The sequence below is a fragment of the Limnoraphis robusta BA-68 BA1 genome, from assembly GCF_034932365.1.
In the GTDB taxonomy this organism is placed as follows: domain Bacteria; phylum Cyanobacteriota; class Cyanobacteriia; order Cyanobacteriales; family Microcoleaceae; genus Capilliphycus; species Capilliphycus robustus.
Genome location: NZ_JAYGHR010000016.1, coordinates 49,815 through 66,981, shown reverse-complemented (window position 1 = coordinate 66,981; position 17,167 = coordinate 49,815). Strand labels below are relative to the sequence as shown.

The following is a 17,167-nucleotide window of genomic DNA, read 5'->3' as shown; positions in this document are numbered from 1 at the left end:
GAGCAGGCGTTTACTGCTTTTGGTGCGTTTGGATTGTATCGAGGCGCGAACGCGAACAAACCTACTTCGGGTTTCTCTCAACTGCGTTCCATCCCAGGATTTTCCGGTGGAAGTAGTTGCAATATCTGTCAGTCCCAAATCTACCCCCAAAACCTTCGGCGTTTTATTTTTGGGTTGAGTGGGAACTTCTACAACAATATTGATGTAATAGTTGCCATTTCTGCTCTTAGAAAGAGTGGCACTTGTGGGAGATTGACCTCGAAGCAAAGCGATTTGATAGCCGCCAATTTTCAAGTCAAAATTCACACGCCCCGATTTCAGTGTTACGCCTACTTTCTGCTCGGATTCAATATATTTGAACGTCCGAATATCAAGGCTAATACTGGTGGGTCGAAACTTGTGAATTTGTTTGGTCGCTTTGCGCTGATTAATCACCCTTCTGATTGCCTGACAAACGTGATTAGCTTTCAGTCCCGTTGCTTCTTTAACTGGCTTGTAAACCAGATGGTGCAGTTTGGTGGTGTTCCAACAGTTGTTTTCTTTTGCTACTTGCAATATGCGGTTGCAGGCATCGGAAAATCCCGCCAGAGTTTCGTTGACCCGCTCGGTCAAGTCTGGTGGGGCTATCAGCTTGCATTTAACCGTAATTACTTGTGTCATGGCTCTATTATACTCATCTGAGTGTAGCAGAGTTGTAAATTTTAGTGGAGCGGCATTCCTCCTATCGCCAACGTAAACTTATGGCGGGGGTCTCCTGCCGATTTAAAGATGACTTTACATTTTTTAGCGAGTTTGGGGTAATCTGTCATCTTTCCCCAGCTCGATCTCTTAAAAATAAGACAGATCTATTGGGGATCAAGCCAATCGATCCACAAATGCTTGAACACAAGTATACAAATCCGATGACTTATTGCAGGAGTTTCTCTCATGTTTATTTTAGAGGAGACGGATAATGGGGAAGTCGTTGATATTATTGCATAAAGCTTCATTGATCTTTGACAAACATGGGGAAGCTAACCTGATAAACCCGGTGGTAAGGCTTCCCCGCACAATTGATGAATACGAGTAATACTCTCAAACAACCAGGGATACTCTTGTCGGTAGTCCGGGATCAAAGCCAGAGGACTCAACAACGCCGCCGCCGCCAGATCCGCTACACTAAAGCGATCGCCGACGAGATAGGGACGATCTCGCCAGACTTGCAACACCTCAAAAGCCACTTTTAGACGTTGGCCGGCTAACTCCGCCGAAGCTGGATCAATCCCATATTGACGACGAACGACTTGAATCACCACTTGAGACAACAAAGACGGATCGATCTGTTTTCCTGAACCCGCGCGAAACTGATAATAAACAAATCGCGTCGCGGTGCCAATACTTTCATCGAGCCAATCTTCCAACATTAAAGCCTGAGTTTGCAGTTGTGGATCATCAAAATACAAGGGCGGATTGGGACAATAAGACTCTAAAAATTGGATAATCCGGCTAGAATCGGCGATCGCAGTCGGTTGATTGTCTAACTGGGGCTTCAACACCGGAACCGTCGTTAAACCCGTCAGAGGCTTGAGTTTCAACAGGTGCAATCCGGGTGTTAAATTTTCGACTTGGTAGGAAATGTCTTTATAACCCAGAGCTAAACGGGCTTTCCGACAATAATGAGAGGTACTGAATTGCAGCAAAAGCATAAGTATAGACAGTAGAATTGAGCTGTTGCTTGAGAAATTCTAAAAATTAAGTTCTGACTTCAAAATACTATCAATTGCCCTTTAATGCTTAAACAGGCTAGTGGTAGTATGAGGAGGAAATCCTCTTTCATCTGAATTTTTTGCTGACTACAGCCTCAACAAATTGACTGAACTTACTTGCGATCGTTAGGTCTAATCGAGCTATGACTGTTGCATTCCGACCCACCCGTTCCACTCAAAACCGTCTCTCTCAATCTTTCGTCACGCCTACAACGCCGGGAAACATCATTCCTCTCGAACGAGCAAGACTTCAACGAAATCAGCGAAGTCAACCGCTTGTTAAACGGCCATCAAATTCGACTCCCAAAACGATTGAACTCGATGTCGTCGAAATTTTACCCAACCAACCCCCTAAACCCTTGTGGTTGACTTCGCTGGTTACTCTACAACGGGCTTCATCCATTCTGACGGGGACAGTTGTCGGTATTACCCTGAGTGTCTACGGCTTAACTGCCTATCGAGAAGCCGCTTGGACGCTAGAATATCAAACTCTAGAACAGTTTCGCACAGAAGAACAACAACTACGAGCTGCTAATGAAGTTCTCAAACATCAAATTGCTGAAGGCGCCCAAGAAGCCGATACGGGATTAGTCGAGAGACAACCCCTGGACATGATCTTTTTGCGTCCAGCACCACCCCGTCCCGAAGTACCATCACAGATTCCCCCGCTTGAACTCAATTTGAGTCCAACTTCAACAACAGATAAACCATTAGGATATTAACAGGCAACAGGGAACAGCGCAAAGTGCGGTCACTGATAACTGATCACTGGTACGGGCAATTCATGAATTGCCCCTACAACTGATAACTGATAACTGATTACTGATTACAATGGCAACAGATTTTTCTTCCGGATCACCTGTGAACAAACCCCGTTTTCCTCGTTCTCAGCCGGGGGGAAAACTAGCCCCTCCGTCGTCTCGATTTTCTGTTCAAAAGCCAAGTCTGACAGGAAATCATCGTGATCCCAAAAGGCCTATTCCTCGCAAACCGCCAACAATCAAAAAATGCCAATCTTCCCGTCTGCGAATGGTGTGGCTGATTTTGCTTGGGGGATTGTTTGGACTGTCGGTGAATTTGTTTCGCCTACAAATTAATATGGGGCCAATGCTCAAACAGCAAGCCCAATTTCAGCAAAGTCAACGGGATTTGCCCTTTGTTCCTCGCCGTCCAATTAGTGATGTCAATGGTCATATTTTGGCGATTGATCAAATTGTTTATACGCTCTATGCTCATCCCCAATTATTTAAACAATCTACAAGCGAAATTGCTGAACAATTGGCTCCGGTATTAGTCCGTAATGACTTAACGAGTTCGACTCCCGATGAACTGATTGAACAGTTTAAACAAGCAGACAGTGGGATTAAAGTTGCTGAATCTCTAAGTGAAGAAGTCGGCAAACATATCGCTAATTTAGGAATTGATGGGTTAGAACTGATTGAACAACGACAACGCCTTTATCCCCAACAAAATATCGCCGCCGATGTTGTGGGTTATGTCGATAGTGAAGGAAAAGGTCAAGCCGGAGTTGAAAATAGTCAACAAGAATTACTAGAGCGGGTGATGCCTTCTTTAGAGTTTCAACGCTCTGTTAATGGCAATTGGGTACCGACTAAATTGGCTTCGGGTTTTATTCAGCTTGATGATTTAGAATTGCGACTGACAATCGACACCCGGCTGCAACGTATCGCTCGAAAAATCCTCAAACAAAGTGTAGAAGAACATCAGGCTAAACGAGCGACTGTGATTGTCATGGATGCCAGCAACGGCGCATTATTAACATTAGTCAATGAACCGTCCTACGATCCCAATCAATATTGGAAATCTACTGTTGATCGCTTCAAAAATTGGGCTTTATCTGACCTTTATGAACCCGGTTCAACCTTTAAACCGATTAATGTTGCTCTCGCTTTAGAAGCCGGATCAATTCAACCGGATACTGTGATTTATGATGAAGGTCGAATTCAAATGGGCCGATGGACAATTCAAAATGCTGATTATGCTTATTCTGGCGCTCGCGGCTCTCTCAGTATAACCGATGTTATTAAATATTCCAGTAATATTGGCATGGTTCGCATCATGCAAAAGCTTGAACCTGAAGTTTTTTATGAAGGCTTAAAACGCTTAGGGATGGGAGAAAGGAGTGGCGTTGATTTACCTTTTGAAGTCGCCAGTACCTTAAAAACACGCCATCAATTTGTTAGTATTCCGGTTGAAGGTGCAACCGCCGCTTTTGGTCAAGGTCTTTCGATTACGCCTCTTAAATTAGCTCAATTAAATGCAACTTTAGCCAATGGTGGAAAACTGGTTACGCCTCATGTTGTCAAAGGATTATATAATAGTAAAGGACAACTTTATTGGGAAACCGCTTTACCGGAAGCTCGCCAAGTATTCTCCACTCAAACGGCTCATGCAGTCTTAGAAATGATGGAATCTGTAGTTGCAGGAGAAGATGGTACGGGTAAAGCTTCACGAATTGCAGGTTATCGAGTCGCCGGAAAAACAGGGACAGCCCAAAAAGCCTCTGCATCAGGCGGTTACTCCAATAATGCTCGAATTACCAGTTTTGTGGGGATTTTAACGGTTGATAATCCTCGTTATGTTGTGGTTGCGGTTGTTGATGAACCCAAAGAGGGAAGCAGTGGCGGAACAGTTGCAGCACCCATTGTTAAATTGGTGATGGAAGGTTTAATTGGATTGGAAAAAATACCTCCTTCTGATATTAACGCAGAACCTGAAAGTGAACTTGAGAGTGAAGAATAGGTTATTTTTTTTCTTAAAGAAAACTACAGCTTTTGATAGAGAATTGAGAGGCGAATTGTAAAGCTTTTGTTATCCAACCGGCTATAAATAAACGACAGAGGAGTCACCGAGTCACCGAGTCAGGAGTCACCGAGTCAGGAGTCAGGAGGAAATAAAGAAGAAGAAAGAGTCGGATTATGAGAAAGTTTTTGATCACGAGGAGTCACCGCCCGATTCGCGAACCCAAATTTCCAAAGCAAAAAGCCCGATCAGACCCCGTTTAGGCACCGAAAACCTCAGTTTCAACTTCGATCTCATCGATCACGAATTTACGACCAACTCGATCGCCTTACCCATTCCCCTGCTACGATGACATCTATGCGTCAACTCGGACGGTCGCCAAACCGATCCGTGTTTGGTCTGAACACGTTACCTTAATAATGGCTAGCGCGGGTATTTAGAAATATGTATTTGAGTGAAATTACTCATCCGAATCAGCTACACGGTTTATCCATTCACGAACTGCAAGACATTGCTCGACAAATTCGTGAAAAACACTTAGAAACAGTCGCAGCAACAGGCGGACATTTAGGCCCAGGGTTAGGAGTCGTTGAACTGACTCTAGCCCTTTACCAAACTCTGGACTTAGATCGAGACAAAGTGATCTGGGATGTTGGCCACCAAGCCTATCCCCACAAAATGATCACAGGTCGCTACAACAACTTCCACACGTTGCGACAAAAAGACGGCGTTGCAGGCTACCTGAAACGCTGTGAAAGCAAATTTGACCATTTTGGAGCCGGACACGCCTCTACCAGCATCTCAGCCGCTTTAGGAATGGCGTTAGCACGGGATCAACGGGGCGAAGACTTTAAAACTGTCGCCGTGATCGGAGATGGCGCTTTAACCGGAGGAATGGCCCTCGAAGCCATTAACCATGCAGGTCATTTACCGCATACAAACCTGATGGTGGTTCTCAATGATAACGAAATGTCGATCTCGCCCAACGTCGGCGCTATTCCGCGTTATCTCAATAAAATGCGCCTCAGCCCGCCTGTTCAGTTCCTCAAAGACAACCTGCGAGAACAGTTTAAACATATTCCCTTTGTCGGCGAAACCTTTACCCCCGAAATGGAACGTCTCAAAGAAGGGATGAAACGGTTAGCGGTTCCCAAAGTTGGGGCGGTGATCGAAGAACTCGGCTTTACTTATCTTGGCCCGGTTGATGGTCATAACTTAGAAGAGTTGATCGAAACCTTTAAACAAGCTCATAATATTCCTGGCCCGGTGATGGTTCATGTTTCCACCACCAAAGGAAAAGGCTATGCGATCGCCGAAAAAGATCAAGTTGGCTATCACGCCCAGTCGCCGTTTAACCTCGCCACCGGAAAAGCGGCACCCCCCAGCAAACCCAAACCCCCCAGCTATTCCAAAGTGTTCGCCCATACTTTGGTGAAACTTGCCGAAAATAACCCTAAAATTCTAGGGATTACCGCAGCAATGGCAACGGGAACAGGTTTGGATAAATTACAAGCCAAACTCCCCAAACAATACATTGATGTCGGTATTGCTGAACAACACGCTGTTACTTTAGCCGCAGGTTTAGCTTGTGAAGGAATGCGTCCGGTTGTAGCAATTTACTCGACCTTTTTACAACGGGGTTACGACCAAATTGTTCACGATGTTTGCATTCAAAACTTGCCTGTTTTCTTCTGTTTGGATCGGGCGGGAATTGTCGGTGTAGACGGCCCCACGCATCAAGGAATGTATGATATTGCCTATCTGCGTTGCTTACCGAATATGGTAATGATGGCGCCCAAAGATGAGGCTGAATTGCAGCAAATGATCGTTACCGGAATTGAATACACCGATGGGCCGATCGCCATGCGTTATCCGCGTGGTTCAGGCTATGGTGTACCCTTGATGGAAGAAGGTTGGGAACCCTTACCCATTGGAAAAGGAGAAATTCTTTGCAATGGCGATGACTTGTTAATTTTAGGCTATGGTTCAATGGTTTATTCTGCTATGCAAGTTGCAGAAATTCTCAGCGAACATGGCATAGAATCAACGGTTATTAATGCCCGTTTTGTTAAACCTTTAGATACGGAGTTAATTTTACCTTTAGCAAAACGGATTGGTAAAGTTGTTACTCTAGAAGAAGGTTGTGTGATTGGGGGTTTTGGTTCGGCTGTGGCTGAAGCCTTGATGGATAATAATATCTTGGTTCCATTAAAGCGCTTTGGTATTCCCGATCTGCTGGTTGATCATGCGACTCCTGAAGAGTCTAAAGTTGATTTAGGCTTAACCAGTTCTCAAATTTCTGAACAAATTCGAGAAGCACTTTTTAGCAAACAACCTTCGACTGTTCGTTAGGTTAATCAGGATAGGTAGAGGCGTTATTTTTAGCGTCTCTCCTTTTAATTTATGAGAAAATTCCTCAATTCTATTCTTCAACGATAAAATTGAGGAAAACTCACTATTCAATCAGTTAATCCAATGACTATCGCAGAAGACTTGCTTCGTCCCTCACCTGAGTTTGAAGATATTGAGTATCCATCAGGAGATTTAGAAAGTCAGGAGCCACCTTTGGAAAGCTATTTACATCTACAACAATTGTTGCTACTACTGAAGTGTTTAGATTGGCTGTGGAAAGACAAACAAGACTATTTTGCAGCCGGAAATCTTACAATCTATTATAGCCCAAATCAGAAAAAATCTGAATATTTTAGAGGGCCTGATTTTTTTGTGGTCTTAGATACTGAACGCAAACCCCGGAAAAGTTGGGTGGTTTGGGAAGAAGGAGGGAAATATCCTCATGTTATTGTCGAACTATTATCGAATTCAACGGCGCAAGTCGATCGCACAACAAAAAAACAAATTTATCAAGATATTTTTAGAACACTCGAATATTTTTGGTTTGATCCCAATAGTTTAGAATTTGAGGGATTTGAGTTAGTCAAAGGACAATATCAAACGATTAAACCCAACGATAAAGGATGGTTTTGGAGTGAACAGTTAAAACTGTTTTTAGGGGTTTATGAACAGAAATTAAGATTTTTCAGCTTAGAAGGGGTGTTAGTTCCAACTCCTGAAGAATCTGCCCAAATTGAAAAGCAGCAACGAGAAGCCACCGAACAGCAACTAGAAATGGAACAACAACGCAATCAAAAATTAGCGGCTCGATTACGGGAGTTAGGCGTTGATCCTGATACACTGTAGTTAGAATTGCATTTTACTTATACAGAAATTTTAACATCTCTATGCTAGATTTTATCAAAGACATTCCAACTGTTTATCTAGGATTAATAGGCAGTTTTATCGCAGGAATGGGAACAGGTGTCGGTGCTATTCCGGTTTTAGTTATCCGTAAAATTAGTCAACGAGTTCAAGGGGCAATGTTAGGGTTTGGGGCGGGGGTGATGTTAGCCGCAACTTCATTTTCCTTAGTTATTCCTAGTTTAGAAGCTGCTACTCAACAAACAAATAGTAATACGTTTTCAGCTTTAATCGTCGTCATCGGAATATTACTCGGGGGTTTATTTTTGTGGTGTAGTCATCAATATTTTCCCCATGAACATTTTATCAAAGGCCCTGAAGGAAATTATCAGAATTTAAAACGAACTTGGTTGTTTGTTATTGCGATCGCCATTCACAACTTCCCAGAAGGGTTAGCGGTTGGGGTAGGGTTTGGCGGCGAATATGTTGCTAATGGTATCGCCCTAGCCGTTGGAATTGGCTTACAAAATATCCCCGAAGGATTTGTCGTGGCGATCGCCTTATTAAGTGAAAAATACTCTCGCTGGTCAGCTTTTAGTGTAGCTCTATTAACCGGATTAGTCGAACCGCTTGGCGGCTTAATTGGTGCAGGAGTCGTTTCCATTTCTCAAGCGATTTTACCTTGGGCGATGGCGTTTGCTGCGGGTGCGATGTTATTTGTGATTAGTGATGAGATTATCCCAGAGTCTCACAGTCTCGGACATGAAAAAGAGGCAACCATTGGGGTGATGATTGGTTTTGTGATCATGATGTTTTTAGATGTAACTTTGGGATAGAATCTTAGATCATTGATCAAGATAAACCGATAGAGAGCAAATATTTAAAGGTAGCAGAGAACAGGTTCATGGTTTAGTCTGAACCCGGTTTCCTAATCTTAGACTCAGCCAAAATTTCGAGGCTAAATACACGCTTGAGAGTTTAGTCTACCCGTTCTAATTGCCAAAGGATTTGATTTCCCTCGCGACGAACTCGGGAGACTTCCCAATTCCGCCAAGCCCAGTTATCACCGCGACTGGTGACAGCGCTTGCATTGACATCCATCAGATCAGCGAGTTCGGAACTACTGATCAAATACCGCTTGCTGGCAATTTCATCAGCAATATGCAAGGTTTCTATCAAATTGCGAAGTTGGTTAACCCTAACCTCACGGGGCAACACTTCTTGTGCATCATTCGTTATGTCGTTCATAGCAAAATCAGAAACAGCAAGATTAGAGTTCACATTCTCACACAGGATTTTATCGTTATGTTAGCAATCCTGCCAGCTTTGTGGGAAACATTTAGGAAAATACCCTAGATTTTGATTTTTGATTTGAAGCCATTTCTTCAATTTGGCGATCGCTTTATCCCTCATTGGTCTTTTTATCTTAATGAAGTGAGAAGACCCGCGCCATAAGCGAACAGCGTTGGCGACGTTCGGGAATCGCGACCTGACCAACAACTTACGAGCTTTGCGTTAAACTGTAAGACATGGTTGAAAAAGCTTACCGCTACCGTTTTTACCCAACTCCCGAACAGGAAAACCTGTTGAGGAGAACATTGGGGTGCGTGAGACTGGTGTACAACAAGGCACTGGCGGCACGCACTCAAGCATGGTATGAGCGTCAAGAGCGAGTAGGCTATTCTCAAACGTCTTCAATGCTAACGGAGTGGAAAAAAGAGGAGGAATTAGACTTCTTAAATGAAGTCAGTTCAGTCCCACTTCAACAAGGGTTGAGGCACTTACAAACTGCTTTCAGTAACTTCTTTGCGGGTCGAACAAAGTACCCAAGCTTCAAGAAGAAACGTAACGGTGGAAGTGCCGAATTCAGCAAAGCTGCATTTAAGTTTAAAGAAGGTCAAGTCTATATTGCCAAGTGCTTTGAACCTTTACCCATCCGTTGGAGTCGTCAACTACCAAAAGGATGTAGCCCGTCTACCATCACGGTTAAATTAGATCCGAGTGGGAGATGGTTTGTTTCTTTGAGGATTAATGATCCAACTGACCATAAACTAAAACCCGTCGATAAAAAAGTGGGAATCGATCTGGGGATTAGCAGTTTGTTTACTGCTTCTGATGGGGTTAAAGTTTCCAATCCCAAGCATTTTGACAAGCTATACAAAAAACTCAGACGGGCTCAAAAGTCTTTAAGCCGGAAAATCAAAGGCTCAAAAAACCGAGAGAAAGCCAGAGTTAAAGTTGCTCAAATAAGCGCCAAAATTGCTGATTGCAGGCGGGACCATACCCATAAGCTAACCACTCAACTCATTCGTGAAAATCACCGAATAGTCGTTGAGGATTTAGCAGTAAAGAATATGGTCAAAAATCACAAATTAGCCAGAGCAATTAGTGATGCCAATTGGGGAGAGCTTGTCCGACAACTTGACTATAAAGCCTCGTGGTACGGACGAGAATTAATCAAAATAGATCGTTGGTTTCCCAGTTCAAAGCGATGCTCGAATTGTGGGTATATTGCAGAAGAAATGCCGTTGAATATCCGAGAGTGGGATTGTCCTAAGTGTGACTCTCACCACGACCGAGATATCAACGCCAGTATAAATATTTTGGCTGCGGGACTCGCAGTGTCAATCTGTCGAGCGACCATAAGAGCCGAACGGAGTAAATCTGTTAAGCCAGGTGCTAAGAAGCAGAAACCCAAATAGTGATGTTTGGGAATCCCGCGCCAAAAACGAATGTGTTGGTGTCGGGAGGATGTCAATGATGATAACAGCCTTAGTTGTGCCTGATCCAGCCAAACGGGTTCGTTTCAATCCCTGATAAATTCTAAAATTTAGCGATCGCCCAATGAGTCGCGATCGCTATATGTTGTTGGCCCACCTAACCCCACCTTACATCAAGCCTCCAGTCAACAGATTTTCAATTCCTGATATTCCAATCTGTGCTTGATCAATGATCCTTCTATACTGTAACCTCCATTGCAAAGCATTAGAAATCGTTAGATAGCCAAGTTCGGGAGGTTGAGTAATAATCCGATCTGCTAATAATTCACGTCCAATTTCATCTAAAGGTAGGTTACGTTCCTCTAAAAAAGCAATGATATCATCTTTGTTACCTTGACGGCGTAGAATCTCTCTTATACCGTATGTTGTTTGATAGTCTCCCGTTCGTTCTTTTTCAACAAAAATGGCGTGTTGAAAGTTCAAAGTCGCAGTACGAGATTCGTGAAAGTCAAGTTTTTCATAAGCAAAAATCAGGAGATGATAGCCGAGTCCATAGATTTTCTGGCTAGCATCTCTAAATGGACAAGAAGATTGAGGTTGGCGAATTGAGGTTACTTTCAAATCAACTTCTAATTCAGGGAAATCAATTCCACTAGCAGCACTTCCGGGAGTATATAAATATTTAATTCCTAAATATTGATTAAATATTTGTTCAACATAAGTTCCTACGGCTTTTCCATCTGTAATACCGTAAAGTTGAACATTTTCTCTATTTCTTAACTCTTGAACAAAGTTTCCCGCTTCTATTTTGAGAAGAGATAAAGTAAGGACTCTCATAATTGTATTAGTCAAAAAATTAAATGGGTAGCTTGAGTTGTTCCCCTATTTTAGAGTTTAACTGAATATTTTGCTGACCCATTCTTTGACAAATCCATTCTACACAAACTGGAACTACAGCGTTTCCATACAACCTATATTGATCATAAACTCTAGCCACTCTACACCAATCATCAGGAAATCCCATTAATCTCGCATACTCTATATTCGTCAACCGTCGAAATTGATTTCCCACCTGATACCGTTCATAATGTCTAGATGTCGATGCAGTCAAAGTAGAGGCTATCCCATTAACTCCAAAAATTGTATACCCTAAACGGGCGCCTCCATCCTGATTATACAAAATCTCAACTCCATTACAATATCGATGAACTGATGTACTTTTTTTGATTCTTTCTCGGGTATCTGCGGTAAAATAAAACTGAATATCTATCTCTCGTTCATCTTGAAGAATATCTTTGAGTTTGTTTGGGGGTTTTTGGTGATACAAAGGAGGAATTTGTTGAGTATAGATTTGATTTTGGTAAGCAATTCCCCAGTTATTATTTTTAGTTTGTTGTTCCAAAACAATCGGTTGAAGACATTTTTCTAACCTTTCAACCCCCATTTCTAAAGCATCACAATCGTTTTGAGTGAATAGAATTAGGGAGTTTTCAAGATTCGGAAAAGGATTATTTGTTGTCGATTTTGTTCCAATAATAAACACCCGATCGCGATTTTGAGGAATCCCAAAATTTAGAGGATTAATCAGTCGCCATTCAATCAAATAATCTAAGGAAGCCAAGGCTTTTAAAATCACCCGAAAATGATAGCCTTGTTCCATTGTTAAAATTCGTTTGACATTTTCCAGTAAAAAATATTGGGGTTGTTTACTGGCGATAATTTCAACAATTCGTTCAAATAATGTTCCTCGAACTTGATCTCGAATTCCCTGTTTTTTTCCCGCAGGACTGAACGGTTGACAGGGAAACCCAGCCGTGAGAAGATCATGTTGAGGAATGTCTGAACAATCAATTTGGGTAATATCTCCTAAGACAATCGAACTTTCACCAAAATTACTTTGATAAACTCGACAACTCAATTCACTGCTATCATTCGCCCAAACCGTTTCAATATTAGCCGCTTCCATTCCCAAGCGAAAGCCACCAATACCCGCAAATAATTCAATCGCCTTCAATACTCTTCTCCCCAACCGTTAAAATCATGATCCGGGCTTACAACTTAATACCGCTTCTCGCAAATTTCCCTTAAATTTTGTTAACAACTTTTCCCCGTCTTCTGCTTCTAAACCCGTCCAGTGCATCAACAAAGCCAATTTAACCGACTTACCACTTTTATCTAATAATTCCCCCGCTTCCGTTCGATTAATTCCGGTTAAATCTCCGATAATTCTTAAAGCGCGATCGCGTAATTTCTGGTTCGTTACTGCTACATCAATCATACGGTTTCCATAGACTTTCCCCAACTTAACCATCACGCCTGTTGAGAGAATATTCAGCGCCATTTTTGTCACCGTTCCCGCTTTTAAGCGAGTTGAACCTGCGAGAATTTCCGCCCCCACCAACAAACGAATATCTACATCAACCTCAATTTTCACCTGTTCTTGGGGAACACAAGCGATAAAAATCGTTTTCGCCCCTCGCTGACGCGCCGCTTCTAACGCCCCATGAACATAGGGAGTTGTCCCCCCTGCTGTAATTCCAACAACAACATCAAGATCGGTAATTTCTCGATAAGCGATCGCCTGTTTACCATCTTCGCTTCGATCTTCTAAGTCTTCTGAACTCCGCAGCAAAGCGGCTGCACCCCCAGCGATAATGCCCTGTACCAACTCGGGAGGCGTGCAGAAGGTGGGCGGACATTCAGCCGCATCTAACACGCCTAAACGCCCGCTAGTCCCCGCTCCGACATAAAATAAGCGTCCACCGTGACCCATCGCTTCTGCTATGATGTCAATGGCTTGGGCTAGACCTTCACGGGAATGAGCGATCGCCAGTAAAGTCTGGATATCTTCTCGATTAAATAAGTCTACCAACTCCAGAGAACTCAACTGATCTAAGTTGTGACTATTGGCATTAATTTGTTCAGTTAAAAGATGTCCTCGCGTCTCCCAATCATTCATATAATCGCCTTTCAAACCTTTAAATTTTTAACAGAGCAGTTTTTCTTCAGTGTTTTGATTGAATCACAATCTCGTCCCAATCTCTTATAATAACCCTTCTAATCGACGACGAATCATGTCAAGTTCATCCTGAGAATATTCGGTGTCTGACTCGGGCTTTTCAGAGGGCTTTTCAGAGGGCTTTTCATCGATATTTGACTCGGGTTGCCATTCCGTCTGTTCTACGTTATTCTCAGGGGGGACGGCCAACTCACCTGAGCGAACTAATTGCCAGTCGTAGTTGACACTGCGACAAAACTCCTTAATTTCTTCATCCTCAATGGCTTCGACACTGGGAGTCGGAAAATCTTGGGCTTCTAGTAGGATACCGAAGCGGGTAGCATCCTCCTCTTCCTCAAACATTAGCACCGTGTTACGATCGCCCATCTGGATGGTATGAATTCCTTCGTTCTCTGTTCCTGCATTAAACAGTAGTACGTATACGCGCATAGCTTCCCGACCGTTTGATAACAACTCTTTTTTGATACTGTTCTGATGCCCGCTAGCTCACGAGCAATCAACCTCACCATACAATATCATTATTGGGGAGCGGTTTCAATTTAATCGGTGTTAACCCCGGAGTATAATTAACGTTCGGAACCCCCAAGATTAATTTTTTGAGGATTGACTTTAACATTTTTCTTCTGTTGGTACAAAATTTCAGATGATCTCTAATGATTTTAATCAACTTCATCCCCCTCTGCAAGCCTTCATCCAAGATCAAGCCCCATTCCCCCTTGAGTTTAACTCCCTGATCTCTGAACAGGATGAGATGTATTTGTTTGCTTTAGAAAATCATAAAATCCCTGAAAAAGCTCGGATTAGATATTATTTTAATGGTCGGCGAATTTTTGATGCAGTTCGTCAGGTGGTGCAGTGGAAATTTCACAGTTTTAATCGCCTCAACTCTTTTTTAGATTTTGCCAGTGGCTACGGACGTTTTACCCGATTTTTGATTCAAGAAATACCGCCTCAAAATGTTTGGATCTCAGATATTTATCGGGATGCAGTCAAGTTTCAACAAGAACAGTTTGGAGTCAACGGGATTGTTTCAACAGCTAGTCCGGCTGAATATTCAGTTAATCAACAATTTGATTGTATCTTAGCTTGTTCATTTTTTAGTCATCTCCCTGAACAAACCTTTACCCTCTGGATGCAAAAACTTTATCACTTAATTTCTTCCGAGGGAATCTTGCTGTTTAGTGTTCATGATCGAGATTTATTACCGCCCGAGTCAAAAATCAAATCAGATGAAATATTATTTATCCCCCAAAGCGAAAGTCACTCTCTTGATGTGAAGGAATACGGCACCTCTTACGTCGGGGAAGAATTTGTGCGTCAAACCGTTCAAAATATGAGTGAAGGGAAAGCCATTTGTGAACGCATTCCTCAAGGCATTTGTCGCTATCAGGATTTATATATTGTCGCAAAATCTCCGCTTCCCGATTTTAATCAATTAAACTTTAGTCATCATCCTTTCGGACGTTTAGAACAGATTCATTTAACCACCGAAGGAGAACTTCACATCCGGGGATGGGTATCAGAAATTAACCCCAATAGTCAAATCGAAGCGATTTTAATCTCAATCAATGGTGAATTCATTAAACAAGTAAAACCCGAGCAGAATTCTTCTGCGGATCAGACCTTCTCTTGGTCTACTCAGATTAACCTTCCCAGTTTATCACCAGAAGATATCATCTTGATCAAAGCCATCAATACGAGAAATTTAGAATGGGTTTTTGAAGCGGCTACCCTAGAGGTATTACAAGCAGCAAGCAACGAAATCCGTTAAAATTAGCAAAAAAATTCCCCAACAGACAATCGAGAGACTTTGATCAAATCAACAGGTTGATAAATTTTATAATTTTTTTATCAAACAAACTCTAAAAAACGTGTTAAAAACAATCCTGAAGTTCGATCAACAGAACTGAACAAACATTCTAGCTGTATACCCTTAAAGCCTCATGTCAAATCAAACGCCCGAAATTTTTACCGAAGAAATTGATAGCCTTTTAGGAGGAGCAGATGCGGATACTTTTGCTCTGCGGAACAATGGCGATCAAATCAATGTGTTATTATTAACGCCCCCTCCTACCCAAGAAGGTACATCTCGAGCCGATGAAATACTCGGTACAACCGATAATGATGTCATATATGGTCGTCGGGGAAATGACACCCTATCGAGTTTTAGTGGCGATGACTTCCTCAATGGAGAATTTGGGGATGATTTGCTATTTGCAGGTCAAAATAATGATATCTTGATTGGAGACTCTGGAGATGATACAATATTCGGAGATCGGGGTATTGATACCGTCTATGGTGGAGCAGGTGTTGATATTTTATATGGCAATTCAGATGACGATATCGTTTATGGCGATCGCGGTGATGATCAAGTCTATGGCGGTCAAGGTAATGATCAACTTACAGGCGGTACAGGCAGCGATTTAATATTAGGCGATCGCGGCGAGGATACCCTAACAGGCGTGAGTGGTCGCGGTAAAGGTTATACATTAATTCAAGATTTCAATTCTCAAGAAGATACCATTCAATTAGTCGGGAATGCGACATCTTATGAGTTAGTTAATTCTCAGGACTTAGAAACCCCGAGTTCTGTGAATTTACCGGAAGGAACCGCAATCATTTTTGAAGATTTTGATGGTTCAAAAGAACTGATCGCCGTCGTCGAAGGAAATTCTGCCCTTGATCTGAATGCTGACTATTTCAACTTCTTTTAGTGACGGTTAGGGGTAATTGATCAATTACCCCTACTGGTTCACTGATAACTGATATTTGGGGTTGTGGCGGTGGAAAAATAGGGGTTCGGATCTTCAGCCACCCAACCCAATTCTGAGTTATAACGAATTTCAAAATGCAGATGAGGTTGATCGCTATCGGGTTCTCCACTCATACCCACCTTTCCGAGTGTTTCTCCTGATGAAACTTTCTGACCCGTTTGAACCGAAATCTCAGATAAATGAGCATAACGGGTTTGTTTCCCCGATTGATGATTCACCACCACTAAATTACCATAACCGCTTCTTGATCCAGCAAAGGCAACCACACCCTCACCAACGGCTAGCACAGGCGTACCAATATTCGCATTCAAATCGACCCCGCTATGAAAAACCACCCGACCCATAGTAGGATGGAGTTGCCAACCGTAACCCATTTGTACCGAAGCGGTTGTCGGTAGGGGATAACCCGACAAAACAGAGATCGCCGGAGCAACCGGGCCACCCGGAGTCCAGTTCACCCCCGGAATAAACACCACCTGGGGTTGAGGTTGACAGCCATTCGCTTCAAAAATCACATCCGCCTGAGCATTGTAAGCTTGAGCAATCTCCTGTAAGGTGCTTCCGGCGGGAATTTCCACACGAATCCCATTGTAGGGGGGAATAACAATTTCCTGTCCGACGGGGATCTGTTGCGATCGCAAAATCGGATTGATCCCCAGTAGAGTCGCCGGAATCAGGTTGTATTGACGGGCAATGCTTTCTAAAGTTTCACCCGACTGAATGCGATGACGTTTTAAACGAGACAGAACCCCAGGCGGACAGATATTGTTATCCTGAGTATCGTCTCGGATAAATAAGTCGTTAGCCTCGGCAGAGTCAGCAGGGGTTAGTATAAGACCCGCTAAGGGCATGATCAATCCCAATAGATAGAAAACCAACATATCAGCTTTGAGCCTCAATACAGCAGAGACCAGCAAACGCGGGTCTCTACAGATCTCTCCCGCTTGGAGT

16 protein-coding genes are annotated in these 17,167 nt (G+C 42.9%); 8 read left to right on the top strand and 8 right to left on the bottom strand.

Going from position 1 to position 17,167, the window contains the following annotated elements; genetic code table 11:
- Both VB836_RS09000 and VB836_RS08995 read right to left on the bottom strand, forming a co-directional pair.
- The coding region (locus VB836_RS09000) for a transposase (RefSeq protein ID WP_323219039.1) at positions 1 to 660 on the bottom strand (660 nt) is incomplete at its 3' end.
- Positions 661 to 1,013: 353 nt separating this feature from the next.
- Positions 1,014 to 1,685, bottom strand: coding sequence for a glutathione S-transferase family protein (locus VB836_RS08995; protein WP_323219037.1), 672 nt, complete (start codon positions 1,683 to 1,685; stop codon positions 1,014 to 1,016).
- 203 nt (positions 1,686 to 1,888) lie between these two features.
- On the opposite strand from VB836_RS08995, the gene VB836_RS08990 reads away from it, so the two are divergent.
- The 5 genes from VB836_RS08990 to VB836_RS08970 all read left to right on the top strand — a co-directional run bounded on the left by VB836_RS08990 (position 1,889) and on the right by VB836_RS08970 (position 8,539).
- On the top strand, positions 1,889 to 2,467 hold the full coding sequence (locus VB836_RS08990) for a hypothetical protein (protein WP_323219036.1): 579 nt from the start codon (positions 1,889 to 1,891) through the stop codon (positions 2,465 to 2,467).
- A gap of 109 nt (positions 2,468 to 2,576) precedes the next feature.
- The gene (locus VB836_RS08985) at positions 2,577 to 4,508 is read left to right on the top strand and encodes a peptidoglycan D,D-transpeptidase FtsI family protein (protein ID WP_323219034.1); all 1,932 of its coding nucleotides are present in this window, start codon (positions 2,577 to 2,579) and stop codon (positions 4,506 to 4,508) included.
- Positions 4,509 to 4,952: 444 nt separating this feature from the next.
- Positions 4,953 to 6,860, top strand: a complete 1,908-nt coding sequence (gene dxs / locus VB836_RS08980) for a 1-deoxy-D-xylulose-5-phosphate synthase (RefSeq protein WP_323219032.1) — start codon at positions 4,953 to 4,955, stop codon at positions 6,858 to 6,860.
- 123 nt (positions 6,861 to 6,983) lie between these two features.
- The gene (locus VB836_RS08975) at positions 6,984 to 7,706 is read left to right on the top strand and encodes a Uma2 family endonuclease (RefSeq protein WP_323219030.1); all 723 of its coding nucleotides are present in this window, start codon (positions 6,984 to 6,986) and stop codon (positions 7,704 to 7,706) included.
- A gap of 41 nt (positions 7,707 to 7,747) precedes the next feature.
- A complete protein-coding gene (locus tag VB836_RS08970; protein ID WP_323219028.1) occupies positions 7,748 to 8,539 on the top strand; it encodes a ZIP family metal transporter in 792 nt (263 codons plus the stop codon).
- Positions 8,540 to 8,681: 142 nt separating this feature from the next.
- Here the strand turns inward: VB836_RS08970 and VB836_RS08965 are convergent, their stop codons facing one another.
- Positions 8,682 to 8,951: a hypothetical protein gene (locus tag VB836_RS08965; RefSeq protein WP_046281422.1), complete on the bottom strand. Its 270-nt coding sequence runs from the start codon at positions 8,949 to 8,951 to the stop codon at positions 8,682 to 8,684.
- A 281-nt stretch (positions 8,952 to 9,232) separates the two neighbouring features.
- On the opposite strand from VB836_RS08965, the gene VB836_RS08960 reads away from it, so the two are divergent.
- Entirely contained in the window at positions 9,233 to 10,405 is a 1,173-nt protein-coding gene (locus tag VB836_RS08960) for an RNA-guided endonuclease InsQ/TnpB family protein (protein WP_323219027.1), read from the top strand.
- Positions 10,406 to 10,591: 186 nt separating this feature from the next.
- On the opposite strand, the gene VB836_RS08955 is transcribed toward VB836_RS08960, so the two are convergent.
- The 4 genes from VB836_RS08955 to VB836_RS08940 all read right to left on the bottom strand — a co-directional run bounded on the left by VB836_RS08955 (position 10,592) and on the right by VB836_RS08940 (position 13,871).
- Complete coding sequence (locus tag VB836_RS08955) at positions 10,592 to 11,260, bottom strand: type II restriction-modification system restriction endonuclease (RefSeq protein ID WP_323219026.1); 669 nt, start codon at positions 11,258 to 11,260, stop codon at positions 10,592 to 10,594.
- Positions 11,261 to 11,279: 19 nt separating this feature from the next.
- On the bottom strand, positions 11,280 to 12,437 hold the full coding sequence (locus tag VB836_RS08950) for a DNA cytosine methyltransferase (protein WP_323219025.1): 1,158 nt from the start codon (positions 12,435 to 12,437) through the stop codon (positions 11,280 to 11,282).
- A gap of 24 nt (positions 12,438 to 12,461) precedes the next feature.
- Entirely contained in the window at positions 12,462 to 13,382 is a 921-nt protein-coding gene (gene murQ / locus VB836_RS08945; RefSeq protein WP_323219024.1) for an N-acetylmuramic acid 6-phosphate etherase, read from the bottom strand.
- 84 nt (positions 13,383 to 13,466) lie between these two features.
- A complete protein-coding gene (locus VB836_RS08940; RefSeq protein WP_046281424.1) occupies positions 13,467 to 13,871 on the bottom strand; it encodes a DUF3110 domain-containing protein in 405 nt (134 codons plus the stop codon).
- A 214-nt stretch (positions 13,872 to 14,085) separates the two neighbouring features.
- Here VB836_RS08940 and VB836_RS08935 point away from each other — a divergent pair, with 214 nt between their 5' ends.
- A complete protein-coding gene (locus VB836_RS08935; RefSeq protein WP_323219023.1) occupies positions 14,086 to 15,213 on the top strand; it encodes a class I SAM-dependent methyltransferase in 1,128 nt (375 codons plus the stop codon).
- A gap of 172 nt (positions 15,214 to 15,385) precedes the next feature.
- On the top strand, positions 15,386 to 16,156 hold the full coding sequence (locus VB836_RS08930; protein WP_323219022.1) for a calcium-binding protein: 771 nt from the start codon (positions 15,386 to 15,388) through the stop codon (positions 16,154 to 16,156).
- A 38-nt stretch (positions 16,157 to 16,194) separates the two neighbouring features.
- Here VB836_RS08930 and VB836_RS08925 read toward each other — a convergent pair whose 3' ends face one another.
- Positions 16,195 to 17,097: a peptidoglycan DD-metalloendopeptidase family protein gene (locus VB836_RS08925; protein ID WP_053221477.1), complete on the bottom strand. Its 903-nt coding sequence runs from the start codon at positions 17,095 to 17,097 to the stop codon at positions 16,195 to 16,197.
- Positions 17,098 to 17,167 lie beyond the last annotated feature (70 nt).